The sequence below is a fragment of the Acidovorax sp. KNOB132 genome (assembly GCF_057541515.1).
Map to the genome: position 1 here is coordinate 1 of NZ_BAAJYT010000036.1, position 16,084 is coordinate 16,084.

Below are 16,084 nucleotides of genomic sequence, written 5' to 3' on the forward strand. Positions count from 1 at the left end.
TGTGGACGCGTCCCGGCCCACGCCCTGACGGCGGGCCGTGCGCGGCGCCGGCGGACCCGCGCGGGCGCTGCTGAATGAACGGGGCGGCCACACGCCACCGCCCTGGGCCACCACCAGGAACCGGCGAACAACGGTGGGTTCCCGCCATTGCGCCGGCTTTCAAGGCGCACCCGTGCGCCCATAATGCGGCGACTCACCATGAACCTCGTTGCGCTGAACATCGAATCGATCCAGCTCGGCTCCCCGCTTCCCTTCATCCTGCGCGGGGCCGATGGCGTGCTGCTGGCGCAAAAAGGCTACGTGATCCGCACGCGCAACGAGCTGGACGTCCTCCTGTCGCGCGGCCTGCAGCTGTGCGTGGACACCGACGAATCGGGCGACAGCCACCGCGCCTATCTGGCGCAGCTGCAGCAGATGCTGATGTCCGACACCTCGCTCGGCCAGATCGCCTCCATGAAGATCAGCGCTGGCGCCCAGGCCTCGCGCGACCGCGTCGAAGGCGGCCCGCCCGATTGGCCAGGGCTGCAGCTGCGGGCCACGCAGCTGCTGCGCGCGCCGCAGGCGCATGACTTTCCCGACCGTTTCGATGCGCTGCACCGCGAACTCGCCCTGCACTGCCGCCAGAGCCCCGACGCGGTCCTGCTGGCCCTCATCTACCTGTCCGGCCACGAAACCCGGCAGTACAGCGGCACCCACGCCATGCTCGTGGCCTGCGTGTGCATGCTGGTCGCCGTCGAGCAGCTGCGCTGGCCGGTGGAGCGCGTGATGCAGACCGGGCGCGCGGCGCTGTCCATGAACATCGCCATGACCGCGCTGCAGGACCAGTTGGCCGTGCAGGCCCAGCCGCTCACCTCGGAGCAGATCGCCGCGGTGGAAAGCCATGCCACCCGATCCGAAACCCTGCTGCGCCATCTGGGCGTGCACGACCCGGTATGGCTGGAAGCCGTGCGCTGCCACCACCACCGCTCGCCAGGCCCGCTGGCCGACAAAAGCGAAGGCCAGCAGATCGCCCGGCTGATCCAGCGCGCGGACGTGTTCGGCGCCCGCCTGGCCCCGCGCGCCTCGCGCGCGCCGATGCCCGTCACCGCGGCGATGCAGGCGAGCTACTACGACGAATCGCACCAGGTGGATGAAGCCGGTTCGGCCCTGGTGAAAACCCTGGGCGTGTACCCTCCGGGCGCGTTCGTGCGGCTGGTGAGCCAGGAGATCGCCGTCACCCTGCGCCGCGGCGGCAGCGCCACCACGCCGCGCGTGGCCGTGGTGCTCAACCGCAACGGCATGCCCACCGGAGAGCTCATTCCGCGCGACACCGCCCAGCCCGCCTGGAAGGTGACCGGCGCCATCGCCCAGCGCGATGTGCGCGTGCAACTGCAGTTGAACCGCTTGCTCAGTCTCGTCTGAGAACGTTTCCCAGGGCCGCTCCTGTCAGCGGCGGCCTCCTGGCGCGCGCCGGGGCGGGACTTTTCCGCCGATTTGCGCCAAACTCGTTCGTGGGCCGCCCCCCATTGCGTGATCCACTGCCTGTGGCGCCCCATCGACAAGGAGACCTTCATGCTGCGCCGAGTCCTTTGCCTTGCCCTGGCGGCTGCGCCGCTCGCCCTGTCCGGCCTTCCCGCGCGGGCCGCGGGCCCGGCGGCCGCGACGGAAGACGGCACCTGCCCGCCCCTGCTGCGCCACACCCCCCTGCGCCTGCAGGACGAACTGCCCCAACCACTGTGCCAGTACCGCAACAAGGTGCTGCTGGTCGTCAACACGGCCAGCTACTGCGGCTTCACGGGGCAGTACCAGGGGCTGGAGGCCCTGCACGCGCGCTACAAGGACCGGGGGCTGGTGGTGCTGGGGTTCCCCTCCAACGATTTCTCCCAGGAGGGCGGCAGCAATGCGCAGATCGCCGACTTCTGCGAGAACACCTTCGGCGTCAAGTTTCCGATGTTCGCCAAGAGCCGGGTCGTCGGGGCCGACGCCTCGCCGCTGTACCGGGAATTGAAAGCCCAGGCCGGCGAGGCGCCCCGCTGGAACTTCCACAAGTACCTGGTGGGCCGGGACGGCAAGGTGGTCGGCAGTTTCGCCAGCGTGGTGGAGCCGGGCGACCCCCGGCTGGTGCGCGCGATCGAGCAGCAACTGGACGCGGGGCGCCCGAAAACGTCACCGTTCTGAAGCAGTTCCGTGATATGGAAATAGTTACATTTTCTGATGGTTTTAACCACCTTCCCTCTGGAACTTCCCGGGATCGTCACTACTCTAGTAACCAGTGCAGGCGGCGACGCTTGCCCCCCGATCAACCCTTTACTGTTGCGAAGCCTTTTGAACCCTGGTGGTTCAACTGAAACCCTGAAGCGCTTCTCCTCCCTCCCTCTCTAAATTCGTTTCGGGACGCTTCGCAACTTTTTTTATTCCGCCAAAAACAAAGCGCGCAACCTTCGCTGGTTGCGCGCTTTTGGCTTTGTGGGCGCTGCTTTTTGGTCAGTCAGCGCCCCGGGGCCGGGGCGATCGATCAGGCAGGTCGTGTGTCGGCGAAGCTCACGCGCTGCTCCAGCTTGTCCAGCAGCCGGGCAAGGTTGGCATGCTCGGCACGCCATTCGATTTCGGGAAAGCGAAAGCCGATCCAGCCCAGCGCGCAACCCACGGCGATGTCGGACAGGCTCATGTGGATGCCGCTGCAGTAGGGCTTCTCGCCCAGGCCCTGGGCCATGGCCTTGATGCCCGCCTCGACCTTGCCGAGTTGCCGGTCGATCCACGCCTGGCTGCGTTCGCCCTCCTGGCGGCCGGCCCAGCGCGACTCGAGCCGGGCGAGCACGCCCGCGTCCATCACGCCGTCGGCCAGGGCCTCCCAGGTCTTGACCTCGGCGCGCTCCCGGCCTTGCGTGGGAATCAGCCGGCCCACGGGCGAGAGGGTGTCCAGGTATTCGACGATGACGCGTGAATCGAACACGGCCTCTCCGCCTTCCATCACCAGGCACGGCACCTTGCCCAGCGGGTTGGAGGTGGCGATGGTCGTGTCCTCGGCCCAGACGTCTTCCTCGATGAAGCGGTAGTCCAGCTTCTTCTCGGCCATCACGATACGCACCTTGCGCACATAGGGGCTGGCTGAGGATCCGATCAATTTCATGGTGTTCTTCCGGGCACGGCAGGGGACGGGGACAAGGCCGCTTGATTTTATGGGCAGTCTTGCCTTGGATAGCTTACAGGCAGCGCCACCTACAATCCCCGCCCATGAGCCTGTCCACCATCACCGCCCTCTCGCCCCTCGACGGCCGCTACGCCGCCAAACTCTCCGCCCTGCGCCCGATCATGAGCGAGCACGGCTACATGCACCGCCGGGTGCAGGTGGAAGTGGCCTGGTTCATCGCGCTGTCGGATGCGGGCTTCGCCGAGTTCAAGCCCCTGACCACCGGCGCACGCGCCTACCTGCTGGGGCTGGTGAAGAATTTTTCCGAAACCGATTCGGCCGCCATCAAGGACATCGAGAAGACCACCAACCACGACGTGAAGGCCGTGGAATATTGGCTCAAGGGCAAGTTCGAGGCCCGCCCCGAGCTGGAGAAGGCGGCCGAGTTCGTGCATTTCGCCTGCACCAGCGAGGACATCAACAACACCAGCCACGCCCTGCAGCTGCGCTCCGGCCGCGACCAGGTCGTGCTGCCGGGCCTGGACCGCATCGTGCTCAAGCTGCGCGAGATGGCCCACATGTACGCCGCCGTGCCCATGCTGAGCCGCACGCACGGCCAGACCGCCAGTCCCACCACGGTGGGCAAGGAACTGGCCAACGTGGTCGTGCGGCTGCAGACCGCCTGCGAGCGCGTGGCCTCGGTCAAGATGCTGGGCAAGATGAACGGCGCCGTGGGCAACTACAACGCCCATTTGTCCGCCTGGCCCGACTTCGACTGGGAAGCCTTCAGCAAGCGCGTGGTGGAAACGCCCGAGCCCCTGGGCCTGGGCCTGACCTTCCAGCCCTACAGCATCCAGATCGAGCCGCACGACTACATGGCCGAACTGTTCGACGCCGTGGCGCGCGCCAACACCATCCTCATCGACCTGTCGCGCGACATCTGGGGCTATGTGAGCCTGGGCTACTTCAAGCAAAAGCTCAAGGCCGGCGAGATCGGCTCCTCGACCATGCCGCACAAGGTCAACCCGATCGACTTCGAGAACGCCGAAGGCAACCTGGGCCTGGCCAACGCGCTGCTCAAGCACCTGTCCGAGAAGCTGCCTGTGAGCCGCTGGCAGCGCGACCTGACCGACAGCACCGTGCTGCGCAACATCGGCGTGGCACTGGGCTATGCGGCCCTGGCGTACACCTCGCTCATGACCGGCCTGAACAAGCTGGAACTGAACGAAGAGGCGCTGTCGGACGACCTGAACGCCTCCTGGGAAGTGCTGGCCGAGCCGATCCAGACGGTGATGCGCCGCTTCGGCGTGCCGGGGGCCTACGAAAAGCTCAAGGAAGTCACCCGCGGCAAGACCGTGACGGCCGAGGCCCTGCACGGGCTGATCCGCAGCCTGGAGATTCCCGAGGCCGAAAAAGAGCGCCTGCTCGCCATGACGCCCGGCAGCTACATCGGCAAGGCCGCCGAGCTGGCGCGCCGCGTCTGACCGCCCACCGCCGGGGTTGAAGCCCTTTCGCCGGTCCGCGCCCCACCATCGGGCGCGGACTGCTATATTTTTGTGAGCACCAGCCCATGGCCATCAAGTCCACCATCTTCAAGGCGAACCTGCAGATCGCCGACATCGACAACAGCTACTACGCCGACCATTCGCTCACGCTGGCCCGCCACCCGAGCGAAACCGACGAACGCATGATGGTGCGGCTGGCGGCGCTGGCCCTCCACGCCCACCAGCTGCAGGCCGTGTGCCAGGGCGACGGCACCCTGGCCTTCGGCGCGGGGCTGTCCGACCCGGACGACCCGGACGTCTCCCTGACCGACTTCACCGGCCGCAAGCGCCTGTGGATCGAGGTCGGCCAGCCCGAGGACAAGCCGCTCACCAAGGCCTGCAGCAAGTCGGACGCCGTGATCGTGTATTGCTTCCACCATGCCGCCGAGGTGTGGTGGAAAGGCATCCAGACCAAGCTGTCGCGCCTGGACAAGCTGCAGGTGTGGCGCCTGCCCGCCGAGGCCTCGCAGGCCCTGGCCGCGCTCGCGGAGCGCAGCATGCAGCTGCAGGCCACGGTGCAGGAGGGCGCGCTCACCCTGAGCAGCAACCTGGGCAGCGTGCACGTGGAGCCCCAGCGCTGGAAGTGACGCGGCCACGGGGTGTGCCGGGTCGGTGGGGTTTGAAGCCTGATGGGCCTCCAGCGCATGATCGACTAGGGCATATTGCTATCAATAAGTGAGCATCACAGCGTGCGACCGGCCACATGTCGCGCCGGCCGGCCCGCCCGATGGCATGCGGCGCTCTCTGAGCTCAAGCCGGCTGCGGCATCAGCGCGCCGCACTGCCAGCACTGCTCGAACCCGCCCTCCACCATTTCGCCGCACCCGCACAGCCAGCGGCGCTGGGGCAGGTTCTGCAACGCCTGCAGCAGTTGCCGCGCGCGGGCCGCGTGCTCGTCGTGCTCCAGCCAGATCTCGGGCAGGCACTGGTCTGGCGGCAGGTGCCCGGCGGCGGCCCCCAGGTATTGCCGCTGCACCGACGCCGGCATGCCGCCCTCGCGCAGCAGGTCGGCCCACAAGGTGGCGATCGCGATGTTGGGGGCCTGGGTCAGACGGAGCATGAACCCACCATAGCCGCTGTCCCGCAGCCCGTAAAGGGCGGGAAAGCCATGGCGCCGCCCATCCCCCCGCACCGGGGGCCGAAACGCCCACCGACGCCGTTCAGGCAGGCGCCTTGGCCTCGGCCGGCGTGCTGCCTTCCGCCGCGCGTTCGGCATAGCGGTTGAAACGCCACGCCGAGCTCTCCAGCGTGATGCGGCGCCACACGGTGCGCTTTTCGACCGGCGTCATCGCCAGCCAGTGCTGCACCTCGGCGAAGCTGCGGCCGCAGCCCTTGCATTGTTCGTCGCCTTGGCTGGTGGAGCAGATGGCGATGCACGGCGTGTCGGGCGTGGTCTCGTACCAGGCGCGCCAGGCTGCCATGGCCGCCGGGGGAAAGCCCGCCTCGTCGGCTTCGTCCTCGTGCCAGTACACCATCAGCGCGTAGACCTCGGCCAGCGCCACCAGCTCGGGCGCCAGCGTCACGCCGTCGGGCGACGGCGACCGGGCGCGCCAATGGTTGATGGCGGCTTCGATGTCGGTGATGTGCAGGACGGCCATGGGTGTGCGAAAGGGGGCCGCGATCATACCGCTGCCCGGGTGCGCTCCCGCGGCGCCCGACGGCCTCCGAGCTGCCCCGCAGAACACTCACGAATTGATAGCAGCAAAGGCAATGAAAACGCCGGCGTGGGGCCTGTTTGGCTCAAAACCGTCCCGGCGCGCGGGACACGTTCGCTTGCACGGCCGCTCGCCCCTGTGTTCCAATGCCGGCTTCGAAGGGGAGTAGCTCCCAACCCAGCAGACATCCGGCAGGCACACCGCCCGGGGCGGCTGGGCTTGTCGGTCCTGTCGTCAGTACGAAGCGCAAGCTTCCGGCAGGCCGGGTCCATCCATGCATGGCATGGCGGACCGAGCGAGACCTTTGATGGGCCCTGCGCGGGCTGATCAAGGCCGTCCCTATCGAACAACGCTCCGCGCAACGCGGGCGTGCCTCAGGTCACCTCCGCAGTCAGCCCCCGTTCCCGGAGGGGCCCGGCGCTACAGGGGTAGCGGGTTCCTCCTCCCGGCCATTGCTTTTGAGGAATTTATGGACTTCTTGACTTCACCCGAGTTCTGGGTCGCGTTGGGGCAGATCATCATCATCGACATCCTGCTGGGTGGCGACAATGCGGTCGTCATCGCGCTGGCTTGCCGCAAGCTGCCACCCGCCCAGCGAACCAAGGGCATCATCTGGGGCACCGCCGGCGCCATCATCCTGCGCGTCATCCTGATCGCGTTCGCCATGACGCTGCTGGCGCTGCCGTTCCTCAAGTTCGTGGGCGCGCTGCTGCTGGTGTGGATCGGTATCAAACTGCTGGCACCCGACGAAGACGGCCACGGCGACGTGGCAGGCAGCGACAAGCTGTTCGCGGCCATCAAGACCATCATCGTGGCCGACCTGGTGATGAGCGTGGACAACGTGATCGCCATCGCCGGCGCCGCCCAGAATGCCGGCGAGCACTCGATGCTGCTCGTGGTCCTGGGCCTGCTGATCTCGATCCCGATCATCGTCTGGGGCAGCCAGCTGGTCATCAAGCTCATGGAGCGCTTCCCCATCATCATCACCATCGGCGGCATGCTGCTGGGCTGGATCGCCGGCGGCATGCTGGTCACCGACCCGATCTTCGTCAACACCGAGCGCTGGAGCTGGGCACCGAAGCTGGGCACGCTCGACGCGCAAGGCCTGGCCGTGATCTCCGACACCCTGTACTGGGCCGCGCACATCGCCGGCGCCCTGCTGGTGCTGGTGGTCGGCAAGGCCATCGCCTCGCGCCGCGCCGCAGCGGCTCCGGCCGCCCACGGCTGAGCGGGCAGGCCTTGACGACGAACGTTGGGCGAAACGGCACGGGCGCCGCCAGGCGTCCGGCCATTTCGCCCGGCCCTCTCCCCATTGCTAACGGCACCCCTGCCAGGTCACAAGGAAGCCTCATGAACAAAGTCATCGTTTACGTGGACGACGCCGAGCAGGCCCGGCAGGTCCTGGCGCCCCTGTCTCACCGCGCCTCGGCCGATAAAACGGAATGGGTGCTGGTGGCCTGCGCGCCGCGCATGACCCACCGCATCAGCAAGTGGGTCAGCCACAGCGCCCGCGAGAACTGGCGCACCAAGTGGGCCGACAAGCTGTTCGGCCAGATCGTTCCCTGGCTGCAGGCCGAGGGGGTGCAGGCCAGCACCGTGCTGGCCAAGGGCCCGCTGGCCGATCTGCTCACCCAGCTGCAGGCCGAACACGGCGCCGTGCCCGTGATCGACGCACGACGCCCCAAGCAGGACGAAGTGGCCGCGCCGACGCCCGTCCAGGCGGTGGCCGCCCCCGTCAACATCACGCGCAAGCCATCGCCGCGCCGCTGGTCCCTGCCGGGCACGCTGGCCGGCCTGGGCGCGATGTTCATGTTCGTGGCGGAGTGATTCTCCCCCACGGCCTTGCTGCCCAGCAGTGACGCGCAAGGGCCTGTCCTGCACACATGACGTAGTTGTGCTGGCTGACGACCTGTTGCGTCCGGTGCGTCGCGGAGGTTCCGGGTACCCGCGACAACCGGGGATCTTGCTGCAGCGAGGCACTTCGTGAAAGGAGACTGGACTTCGCGATCCCTCGGTTATTTTTGGCACGGCTACGCGATGGTGGAGGTTTTTTCACTCACCTCCAGCCTCAAGATTACCCATGCAGATTGCTCCCTTGGTCTCCACCTCCGTCGCCTCTACCTCTTCCGTGCCCGAGCAGCCGGCGAGTCAGCCTTCATCGCGTCCCGGCTCGCCCCGTCCGTCCACCATGGAGTCCGGACCTCCGATTCGGCCCAAAGGTCAGTCGCTGACCTCCACGAGCAGCCTGGGCCCTCGCATTGAAGCGGATCGGCTTGCCGATCTGCAATCCGACAGCCGTCCCGGCCCGTCTTATCAGGGCACTGTTCGCGTGGAGGGGAATCAACTCACGTCCAAAAACCCGGTGACCCAGAAACTGCTGGAGTCCCTGGCGATCGATCCTGCCGAAGTGCCCGGCCTGAAATTCATGGCCCTGGCTGGCAAGGAGCCGACGCTATCGCTTCGCCTGGGCGCCAACGGTGGAAACACATTGGACAGCCTCAAGGCGGCGCTTGGCGAAGACCTCAGCGCCCCGATGGAGCACGCCACCATCCCGCTGCTACTCGGCGTGATTGCTCGCGGTGAGCAGGCGATCGGCGATGACCTTCGCGGCCGGATCATCCCGCTGCTGCGGGAGGCACGTCCGAGGATGGAATCGTCTTTGCCCGCACTGAAATCCTTGATCGAGGACCGGCTTGCCGCACGGCCGGACCTGTCGCTGAAGATGGCTGCCACAGGACTGCTGCAGCTTGCTACGGCCAAGAGCATCGACCTCAAGCTGCTTGGCTCGAGCCTGGCCGTCAGCTCGGGGCTGGGCTCGCTGTGGGAGCTCGTGGCGGCACCAAAGGCCAAGCTCGCGCTGCTGGGTTCCGGCTTCGCATCCGTGGCGTGGGGCCTGCCGGCGTCCGTGATCGACGCGGCGCCCATGGTCGCGATCGAGGCGGCGGACACGATGACGGTCAAGAAGCGCATGGCCAATGACCGTGGCGATCCCTTCCCATTCATGCAAAAGCTCGGCGAGGCGCTCACTGCCGGGGTCGTGTCGGCCATCGGCGCGTTGCCGAACAACTTGCTCGAGTACAACGCCGCTCGTCTACCGAGAGCTGTCGCTGCGCTGATCGGCGTGGGGACGACCGAAGTCGCCATCCTCTCGGCGGCGGCGGGCGTGCCTGGAGAGATTGCTGAGATCCGTGAGTCGGTCAAGGAGGCCGTCGAGCACGCGGTCCACAGCGGCGTGATGAAGCTGCCCGAGGGCGTCGCACAAGACGAAGCCATCCATCTGGCCACCGAACTGGCACTCAAGATGGAGCCCAGTACGGTGATCGGCAAGAAGTCGATGGGCGTCGCACTCGCGGTGGGGCTCGTGCCCTTCCTCCTCGGTGGCATGGTCACCGGTGCGCTTCCAGAAGCGGCGCTGCGCATCCTGCGCAGCACCGCTTTTGCACCGATCGAGATGATTGGCATGAATGTCATTGCCGCCATCTCTCAGACCGGCGTCCCGGGTATCGTGTCCAGCGATCACCAGCGCTTCGCGGATGTGATCGGGGACTTGCTCCAACACTCTGCTGCAAACATCGGTGACCTCGAGAGCGGAGCGGGTGAGACGAGCGGCCTGCAACCGACCATCGACGAGGAGGCCATCGTCGCGAGGCTCGCGCCTCACAACGAATTGCTGCGTCACGTCGGAGGCGCGGCCCTCACCGCCATGGCGGGGGTGCTCGACAGCGTGGGCTTCGTCGGACAGGTCGCTGCCTCAAGCGCCTCGTCTGCCATGAGTTCGCTGACGCGTCCATTCCGGGCGGTCGCCCAGGAAAGCCAGGCCAGGGAACCGTTGCTAACGTCATCCGCAACGCATGGCTGAAGCGGGGGGCAGGCTGACGGACAGCAAGCCTCGCCCGAAGAACCCACGAAGCCATCGCTTCGCTGATGCCTGAACGCAGCGGTTGAGCGCATTCGCGGGCCGGGGAACAGACCAGTGAATCCGCCGAGCCATGGCATGCGGGTGCTATGCTCCCGCGCCATGATGAAACTCATCCTCAAGTGGTTGCTCAGCGCTGCGGCGCTGCTGTTCGTGGCCTACGTGTACAGCGGCGTGGAGGTGAAAAGCTTCACCAGCGCGCTCATCGCCGCCTTCGTCATCGGCCTGTTCAATGTCGTGCTGCGGCCCGTGCTGGTGGTGCTGACGCTGCCGGTCACCGTCCTCACCATCGGGCTGTTTCTCTTTGTCATCAACGCGCTCATGTTCTGGGCCGCCGCCACGGTGCTGGGCGACGGCTTCCAGGTACGGGGCTTCGCGGCGGCGCTGATCGGCTCGCTGATCTATTCGGTGCTGGGCGTGCTCATCGAATCAGCGCTCGGCGGCCTGTTCCTTAAGAAGTGAATCGACGGCCCGCAGACGCGTCTCGATGATCGACGCGTCGATGTAGTCGGCCGCGTCGCCGCCCCGGCTGCCGCTCTTGCGCGCCAGGTCCTGGCCCGCCTTGAACCGGTCCACCGCCGCCTGGTAGTCGTAGCGTGCCGCATGCGCCTCGGCCTCGGCCCGCACCGCGCGCAGCGGGTGGTTCTGCTGCTGCCACACCGCCGCCAGCAGATGCCATGCGGTGGCATCGTGCGGATGCGTCGCCACCCGCGTCTGCAGCGGGCCAGTCATTTCCTGGGCATTGCCCGTGCGCAGCAGGGCCTGCGTGCGCAGCAGCATCTCCGGCCGCCCCGTCGGCGCAGCGGGCGGGTGTGCCGAAGAAGCCAGGGTCGCCTGCGCTGGCAACTGCAGCAATGCGGCCTGGAAGTCCCCGGCCGCGAATTCGATTTCCGCACTGAGCAATTTCGCCTGCCGCAGCGCCGGCGCATCGCCGCGCACCGCCTCCATCAAGCCCCGCAGTGCGGTGCGCGCCGCCGGCACGTCCTGCAGCTGGCTGGCGCTCAGCGCCGCCGCGTACCAGGCCGCCACCCGGCGGGGCAACGGCTGGGCGGCGAAACCGGTGCCCAGCGGCTCGGTCGTCCACTGCCGCCAGACATCCACGCCCGGACGGGACAGCACGCGGGCGCGCGCGGCCATCATCGCGTGTTCCAGCGTGGGCGTGGCCGGTGCGGCGGCGGCGCCCCCTGGAGGCAACCGCGAATGCATGTCGGCAATGCGCTGCGTGGTCAGCGGGTGGCTGCGCAAATAGGGCCAACTGCCGTTGTCGTTGATGCGGTTGGCCTGCTGCAGCTTGTCGAACATGGCCACGAACCCCTGCGGCGCAAAGCCGGCCGGCGCCATCAGCCCATAGCCGATGCGGTCGGCCTCGCGCTCCATGTCGCGCGAGAAGTTCAGCTGGTTCTGCACCGCCACCGCTTGCCCGCCGATCATCAGCGCCTGGGCCGCATTCGGGCTCTTGCTGGCGGCCAGCGCGCCCAGCACCAGGGCCCCGAGCATCAGCGGCGTCTGCCGGTTCTGCTGCGTGATCAGGCGCGAGATGTGGCGCTGCGTGACGTGGCTCAGCTCGTGCGCCAGCACCGACGCCAGCTCGTCGCGCGTGGACACCACGCCGATCAATCCCAGGTGCACGCCGAAATAGCCGCCCGGCAGCGCGAAGGCATTCACCGTGCGGTCCCGGCCCAGCAGGATCTCCCACGCGAAGCGCTCGTCCAGTTCGGGGGAGAGCTCCCCGCGCTCGCGCGCCGCTTTTACCAGGGGTTGGAAGATGCTGTCCACGTACTCGTTGAGCACCGCGTCGTCGATGTAATCCGGATCGCGGTACAGCTCGCGGATGATGCGGTCGCCGAGCTGGCGCTCCTGGGCGGTGGTGAGGTCGGAGCTGTCGCCCAGCGTGGGCAGGCCCGCTTGCGCATGCACGGCGGTCGTGCCGCACACACCGCTCACGATGAAAAGGGAAGCGGCCACCGCCTGACGCACAAGCACCAGAGGCCGTTTTCGATCAAATGGCACGCAAAGTCTCCTGCACTGATTCGGCCACGCCACCCCGGCCCTGGCCGCTACACATGACCGTATGATGCCCTGGCCCCCGAATGTTCCCTGCCGGCGAATGACCCGCGTGCAATCCCCAGTACTTGTATGAGCGATACCCCCACTCCCTCCAGCCTGACCCACTTCGACGCCCTGGGCCAAGCCCACATGGTCGATGTGGGCGCCAAGCAGGCCACGCACCGCGTTGCCGTCGCCACCGGCCGCATCGAGATGCAGGCGGAAACGCTGGCCATCATCCAGTCCGGCACCGCTGCGAAGGGTGACGTGCTGGGCATCGCCCGCATCGCGGGTATTCAGGCGGCGAAAAAGACCAGCGATCTGATTCCGCTGTGCCATCCCTTGGCGCTGACGCGCATCGCCGTGACGTTTGCGACCGCATCCGAGGGGGTCGGCATCGAATGCACGGCGACCGTGGAAACCGTGGGGCCGACGGGCGTGGAGATGGAGGCGTTGATGGCCACCCAGGTCGCCTTGCTCACGGTGTACGACATGTGCAAGGCAGTGGACAAGCACATGGAGATCAGCGGCGTGAGGGTGGCGAAAAAACTCGGCGGCAAATCCGACTGGAAAACACCCCCTACTTCGGCCACGCCACCTTAGCCATCTCCGGATAGACCGCGGCCTGTTCATCCCATTGGCGGCGCAACTCGGCGACCAGATTCTGGCTGGGCTGGTTCAAGCGCGTCATCACCACGACCCAATATTCCGCCTCCTGGGTTTTGCCGGCCGCACCGTACATTGCGGCAAGCTTGTAGAGGGTGATGGTGCTGGGCAATAGTTTCGTGGTCCGTGAAGCGCGGACCAGATCCTGCTCGGAGTGCGCCTTGCCGGGGCTGACCCGGATAAGCCACATCAAGTCCTGCAACTGGGTCAGAGATACCACTTCCGGGGCCAGGCGATCAGAGGGCGCGGCCAATTGCTGGCGCTCGAAGCGGAGAGAGAAGAAATCGTCTTCGATTCGCAGGTAGTCATGGATGGTGATGGCCAATCCTACGCCAGCCACTCCCATCATGATGGCGATCGGCCAACGCCCCGTCTGCCCAATGGGCTTGAACCGCAGTGCCTCGTTCAACGCGCCCAGCATGAGGCCGCACGGCAGCAAGAAGTAGGCGTAGTAGAGGGGATATTCCAGCATGGCGTGCACACCCAGCGCGGCCACGAACAGGAACATCCAGAGGTGCTCTGGCTGGGCCATGCGACGGATCGCATAAACGGTCCACAAGACCAGCACTGCGCAAAAAGCCAGACCCAGCGGAATCCCCGTGAAAACCAGCAGATCCATCAGCAGGTTGTGGGCATGCCGGTGCGTTCCCGCCGTGACCATGTCGTAGGGGTTCGGAGCGAACTGCGCAAAACTGGTTTGCATCCAGCCAAAACCGAACCAGGGGCGGCTCCACACGGCTTCCCAAAGATGCATCCAGACGTCCAGGCGCAGTTCCAGGTTCGAGATGCTCCGCACGGGTCGCAGCTGGGACGCCCGTCCCAACCACACATCGACATGGGGCAGCGCAACGAGGAAAACCGCGAACATGCCGGTCCAGGTGAACGCGCCCACCATGACGCCCCGCGTGATGGCCAGGCGTTTGCGGAACAGGGCCATCATCGCCAAGGACAACAACACGACCAGCCAGGTCGTGCGCGACTCCGCCAGCGCCAGTCCTACCGCCAGCAAAACGGCCAGGAACCAGGCCACAAGGCCAGGCAATCGGCTGCGTTGATGCAGCCACGCGCAAGCGAGCACGCCGAGGCAGAGCAAACTGGCCAATTGGTTCGGTTGCCCCAGGTTGGCATGAAAGCGCTCGGATGGCGCAGGAATGAAGAGCCAGAACGCGCTGCCGGGGTCGATTTGCAGCCATTGCTGGAACTGGATCAGCAGCGATCCCAACGCCCCCACCAGCGCCGCCATGAACAGAAAATCGGCACCGTGCGAAGGCTGCCACCGCTCCAGCGCAGCCCCCACCAGCATGGTCAGGGCCAACCCTATCAAATACAGGGAACTGGTCCACGCCACCCCCAAAGCCTCCACCAGACCGGCTGCATATTGCGCCCATACGATCACGCAGCACGCCAGAACCGCCAGGGGAAGGACGTGCCAAGCCACCCACTGTGTTCTATTGATCCGCCAGAGCACCACAGCGCCGAGCCCCCACATCGTACAGGCTGCCCACGCATCCGAATAGAAGTCAACCCAGGGTTCGTGGTGGTTGGGCAATAACCAGCACAAGGCGTAAACCAATGCACCCAGTACAGCTAACGGTATCGAACGGGAGGATGAGTTCGGAGCCATAAATCTTAAGGACCAAGAAAAAAAAGGGGGCTGACGCCCCCTTTTTTGGAATGAAAACGCCAAGCGTCAGTAATTACTTGCAAGAACCAGGCGCATAACGAAGCGCGGTGCCAGTGCCCTTGCAGATCCACTCGTAAACTTGTTGTCCCTGACCGCCGTTCGCACCGCCCAGTGCAAAATTGTTCCCGCCGCTATCCTTCTTAGGCGTCAACATGATGCTGTCGGCAGTCGTTCCCGTCATCGTCGTACCCAAGTTCGTTTCGTGTGGGAGGACAGTAATGATGCCAGTGTCGGCAGCGGTCGAAATCGACTTCACCATCTTGGTAGGACCAGTTGCATCGCAACCAAAAGCGTTGGTGCCCGACAGCGTCGCATCGGTGCGCATGCTTTGGATGGTTTCGCTGATGGTCGTGCGGCACTGGGAAGCGGCCAGAACCACTTCAGCCATACGCGCCTTGATGGTGTAGTCCTTGTAAGCCGGCAGGGCCACAGCAGCCAGAATACCGATAATCGCCACCACGATCATCAATTCAATCAGGGTGAAACCCTTTTGCAGATTGCGCTTCATACATCTCTCCTAGGAGGTCGATTGCAAATAAAAACCTGCAGAAGAATTCTCCAGGTCCGCCATCAACTCAGCAGGTTCCATGCCAACGCGGCCTATCCGTCAAAACAGAGAAACCCCAGGGGAACAGGCCAGGGAAACCCATCTGAATCGCTCCATCCCTGGCACTTGTGACAAATTTGTCCACCACCCCTGTCACAAGCAGATGCGTGAGTTACGAATCTCGGCGCATCTCAAGCCGACTGATACCAATCGATCAGCCCTGAACGAACTCCATCTCCGTCCCTGCCAGCGCCAAGCGGTCCCCGCTCTTCAACAGCACCGGTTCATCCGCCATCACGGCGCCATTCAACTGAGGCCGCTGCGCGCCTTCCACGTGCGACAGCACAAATCCATGGTGCCGCTTGGTGATCGACGCAACCGCCACACCCGGCTTGCCGATGGTGGTCACCACCTTGACCAGCGCCACCTCGCGCCCTGCAGCCGCCCCTGAGCAGACCCGGATGGACGCGCTCAAGACCGGAGCGGGCGTCGACCCGGCGGCGGACAGCGGGGCGGAACGGGAGGTCAAAGGCCGTGGCGGAACCATGCCGGGCTTGAACACCATGGTCTTTTCGAAGTTTTCGCCTTCGTTTTCCTGCAGGAAGCGGATTTTGTACTTACCCACTTCCACCGTGTCCCCGTTGCGCAGCGGCTGGCGCTTGACGGGCTGGCCATTCACATAGGTGCCGTTGGTGCTGCCGAGGTCCTCGATCTCCACCTCGTCGGGCGAGACATGGAGCACGGCGTGTTCGCCACTGACGGCCAGGTTGTCGATGACGATGTCGTTATAGGGGCGGCGGCCGAGGGTCGTACGCTCCTTCGTCAATTGGACTTCCTTGATGACGACTCCGTCGATCGACACGATCATTTTCGGCATGATCAATTCCTCATTCTTTCATTGCGATGGTCGGCCAGGTG

Annotated in this window: 16 protein-coding genes; 9 read left to right on the forward strand and 7 right to left on the reverse strand. The window is 65.8% G+C overall.

Annotation, left to right across the window (positions count from 1 at the left end):
* Positions 1-198 precede the first annotated feature (198 nt).
* Both AC27IO_RS07975 and AC27IO_RS07980 read left to right on the forward strand, forming a co-directional pair.
* Entirely contained in the window at positions 199-1,401 is a 1,203-nt protein-coding gene (locus tag AC27IO_RS07975; RefSeq protein WP_284430626.1) for an HD-GYP domain-containing protein, read from the forward strand.
* 150 nt (positions 1,402-1,551) lie between these two features.
* Complete coding sequence (locus AC27IO_RS07980) at positions 1,552-2,157, forward strand: glutathione peroxidase (protein WP_284430625.1); 606 nt, start codon at positions 1,552-1,554, stop codon at positions 2,155-2,157.
* 337 nt (positions 2,158-2,494) lie between these two features.
* Here AC27IO_RS07980 and AC27IO_RS07985 read toward each other — a convergent pair whose 3' ends face one another.
* Entirely contained in the window at positions 2,495-3,109 is a 615-nt protein-coding gene (locus AC27IO_RS07985; protein ID WP_272566531.1) for a glutathione S-transferase family protein, read from the reverse strand.
* Positions 3,110-3,213: 104 nt separating this feature from the next.
* Between AC27IO_RS07985 and purB the strand changes: the two genes are divergently transcribed.
* Complete coding sequence (gene purB / locus AC27IO_RS07990; RefSeq protein WP_272566529.1) at positions 3,214-4,593, forward strand: adenylosuccinate lyase; 1,380 nt, start codon at positions 3,214-3,216, stop codon at positions 4,591-4,593.
* Positions 4,594-4,679: 86 nt separating this feature from the next.
* Complete coding sequence (locus tag AC27IO_RS07995) at positions 4,680-5,240, forward strand: YaeQ family protein (RefSeq protein WP_284400640.1); 561 nt, start codon at positions 4,680-4,682, stop codon at positions 5,238-5,240.
* Between the two features lie 163 nt (positions 5,241-5,403).
* On the opposite strand, the gene AC27IO_RS08000 is transcribed toward AC27IO_RS07995, so the two are convergent.
* Both AC27IO_RS08000 and AC27IO_RS08005 read right to left on the reverse strand, forming a co-directional pair.
* Positions 5,404-5,712 carry a putative signal transducing protein gene (locus AC27IO_RS08000; RefSeq protein WP_284400636.1) on the reverse strand — a complete coding sequence of 103 codons (309 nt, stop codon included), beginning with the start codon at positions 5,710-5,712 and terminating at the stop codon, positions 5,404-5,406.
* A 100-nt stretch (positions 5,713-5,812) separates the two neighbouring features.
* Positions 5,813-6,250, reverse strand: a complete 438-nt coding sequence (locus AC27IO_RS08005) for a DUF3717 domain-containing protein (protein ID WP_284409770.1) — start codon at positions 6,248-6,250, stop codon at positions 5,813-5,815.
* Positions 6,251-6,776: 526 nt separating this feature from the next.
* Between AC27IO_RS08005 and AC27IO_RS08010 the strand changes: the two genes are divergently transcribed.
* From AC27IO_RS08010 to AC27IO_RS08025, 4 genes are all read left to right on the forward strand, one after another.
* Positions 6,777-7,535, forward strand: coding sequence for a TerC family protein (locus AC27IO_RS08010; protein WP_284406519.1), 759 nt, complete (start codon positions 6,777-6,779; stop codon positions 7,533-7,535).
* Between the two features lie 122 nt (positions 7,536-7,657).
* Positions 7,658-8,134, forward strand: coding sequence for a hypothetical protein (locus AC27IO_RS08015; RefSeq protein WP_498738322.1), 477 nt, complete (start codon positions 7,658-7,660; stop codon positions 8,132-8,134).
* 535 nt (positions 8,135-8,669) lie between these two features.
* Positions 8,670-10,166 carry a hypothetical protein gene (locus AC27IO_RS08020; RefSeq protein ID WP_498738324.1) on the forward strand — a complete coding sequence of 499 codons (1,497 nt, stop codon included), beginning with the start codon at positions 8,670-8,672 and terminating at the stop codon, positions 10,164-10,166.
* Positions 10,167-10,328: 162 nt separating this feature from the next.
* The gene (locus AC27IO_RS08025; protein ID WP_272569868.1) at positions 10,329-10,685 is read left to right on the forward strand and encodes a phage holin family protein; all 357 of its coding nucleotides are present in this window, start codon (positions 10,329-10,331) and stop codon (positions 10,683-10,685) included.
* On the opposite strand, the gene AC27IO_RS08030 is transcribed toward AC27IO_RS08025, so the two are convergent.
* Complete coding sequence (locus tag AC27IO_RS08030; protein ID WP_498738326.1) at positions 10,653-12,188, reverse strand: M48 family metalloprotease; 1,536 nt, start codon at positions 12,186-12,188, stop codon at positions 10,653-10,655. The genes AC27IO_RS08025 and AC27IO_RS08030 overlap by 33 nt on opposite strands.
* Positions 12,189-12,359: 171 nt before the next feature.
* Here AC27IO_RS08030 and moaC point away from each other — a divergent pair, with 171 nt between their 5' ends.
* Positions 12,360-12,872 carry a cyclic pyranopterin monophosphate synthase MoaC gene (moaC, locus tag AC27IO_RS08035; protein WP_284430619.1) on the forward strand — a complete coding sequence of 171 codons (513 nt, stop codon included), beginning with the start codon at positions 12,360-12,362 and terminating at the stop codon, positions 12,870-12,872.
* Here moaC and AC27IO_RS08040 read toward each other — a convergent pair.
* The 3 genes from AC27IO_RS08040 to AC27IO_RS08050 form a co-directional block, all read right to left on the reverse strand.
* Entirely contained in the window at positions 12,850-14,373 is a 1,524-nt protein-coding gene (locus tag AC27IO_RS08040) for a PglL family O-oligosaccharyltransferase (protein ID WP_498738328.1), read from the reverse strand. The two genes, moaC and AC27IO_RS08040, sit on opposite strands and share 23 nt — an antisense overlap.
* Before the next feature lie 259 nt (positions 14,374-14,632).
* Entirely contained in the window at positions 14,633-15,127 is a 495-nt protein-coding gene (locus AC27IO_RS08045; protein ID WP_498738330.1) for a pilin, read from the reverse strand.
* 253 nt (positions 15,128-15,380) lie between these two features.
* Positions 15,381-16,043, reverse strand: coding sequence for an FHA domain-containing protein (locus tag AC27IO_RS08050; protein ID WP_284400623.1), 663 nt, complete (start codon positions 16,041-16,043; stop codon positions 15,381-15,383).
* Positions 16,044-16,084: the final 41 nt, after the last annotated feature.

Excerpts from the sequence above, each read along its gene's own strand:
- AC27IO_RS08000 (WP_284400636.1), bottom strand. The coding sequence starts at position 5,712 with ATGCTCCGTCTGACCCAGGCCCCCAACATCGCGATCGCCACCTTGTGG.
- AC27IO_RS07980 (WP_284430625.1), top strand. The coding sequence starts at position 1,552 with ATGCTGCGCCGAGTCCTTTGCCTTGCCCTGGCGGCTGCGCCGCTCGCC.
- purB (WP_272566529.1), top strand. The coding sequence starts at position 3,214 with ATGAGCCTGTCCACCATCACCGCCCTCTCGCCCCTCGACGGCCGCTAC.
- AC27IO_RS07995 (WP_284400640.1), top strand. The coding sequence starts at position 4,680 with ATGGCCATCAAGTCCACCATCTTCAAGGCGAACCTGCAGATCGCCGAC.
- AC27IO_RS07975 (WP_284430626.1), top strand. The coding sequence starts at position 199 with ATGAACCTCGTTGCGCTGAACATCGAATCGATCCAGCTCGGCTCCCCG.
- AC27IO_RS08010 (WP_284406519.1), top strand. The coding sequence starts at position 6,777 with ATGGACTTCTTGACTTCACCCGAGTTCTGGGTCGCGTTGGGGCAGATC.
- AC27IO_RS08015 (WP_498738322.1), top strand. The coding sequence starts at position 7,658 with ATGAACAAAGTCATCGTTTACGTGGACGACGCCGAGCAGGCCCGGCAG.
- AC27IO_RS07985 (WP_272566531.1), bottom strand. The coding sequence starts at position 3,109 with ATGAAATTGATCGGATCCTCAGCCAGCCCCTATGTGCGCAAGGTGCGT.
- moaC (WP_284430619.1), top strand. The coding sequence starts at position 12,360 with ATGAGCGATACCCCCACTCCCTCCAGCCTGACCCACTTCGACGCCCTG.
- AC27IO_RS08025 (WP_272569868.1), top strand. The coding sequence starts at position 10,329 with ATGAAACTCATCCTCAAGTGGTTGCTCAGCGCTGCGGCGCTGCTGTTC.
- AC27IO_RS08050 (WP_284400623.1), bottom strand. The coding sequence starts at position 16,043 with ATGCCGAAAATGATCGTGTCGATCGACGGAGTCGTCATCAAGGAAGTC.
- AC27IO_RS08005 (WP_284409770.1), bottom strand. The coding sequence starts at position 6,250 with ATGGCCGTCCTGCACATCACCGACATCGAAGCCGCCATCAACCATTGG.
- AC27IO_RS08045 (WP_498738330.1), bottom strand. The coding sequence starts at position 15,127 with ATGAAGCGCAATCTGCAAAAGGGTTTCACCCTGATTGAATTGATGATC.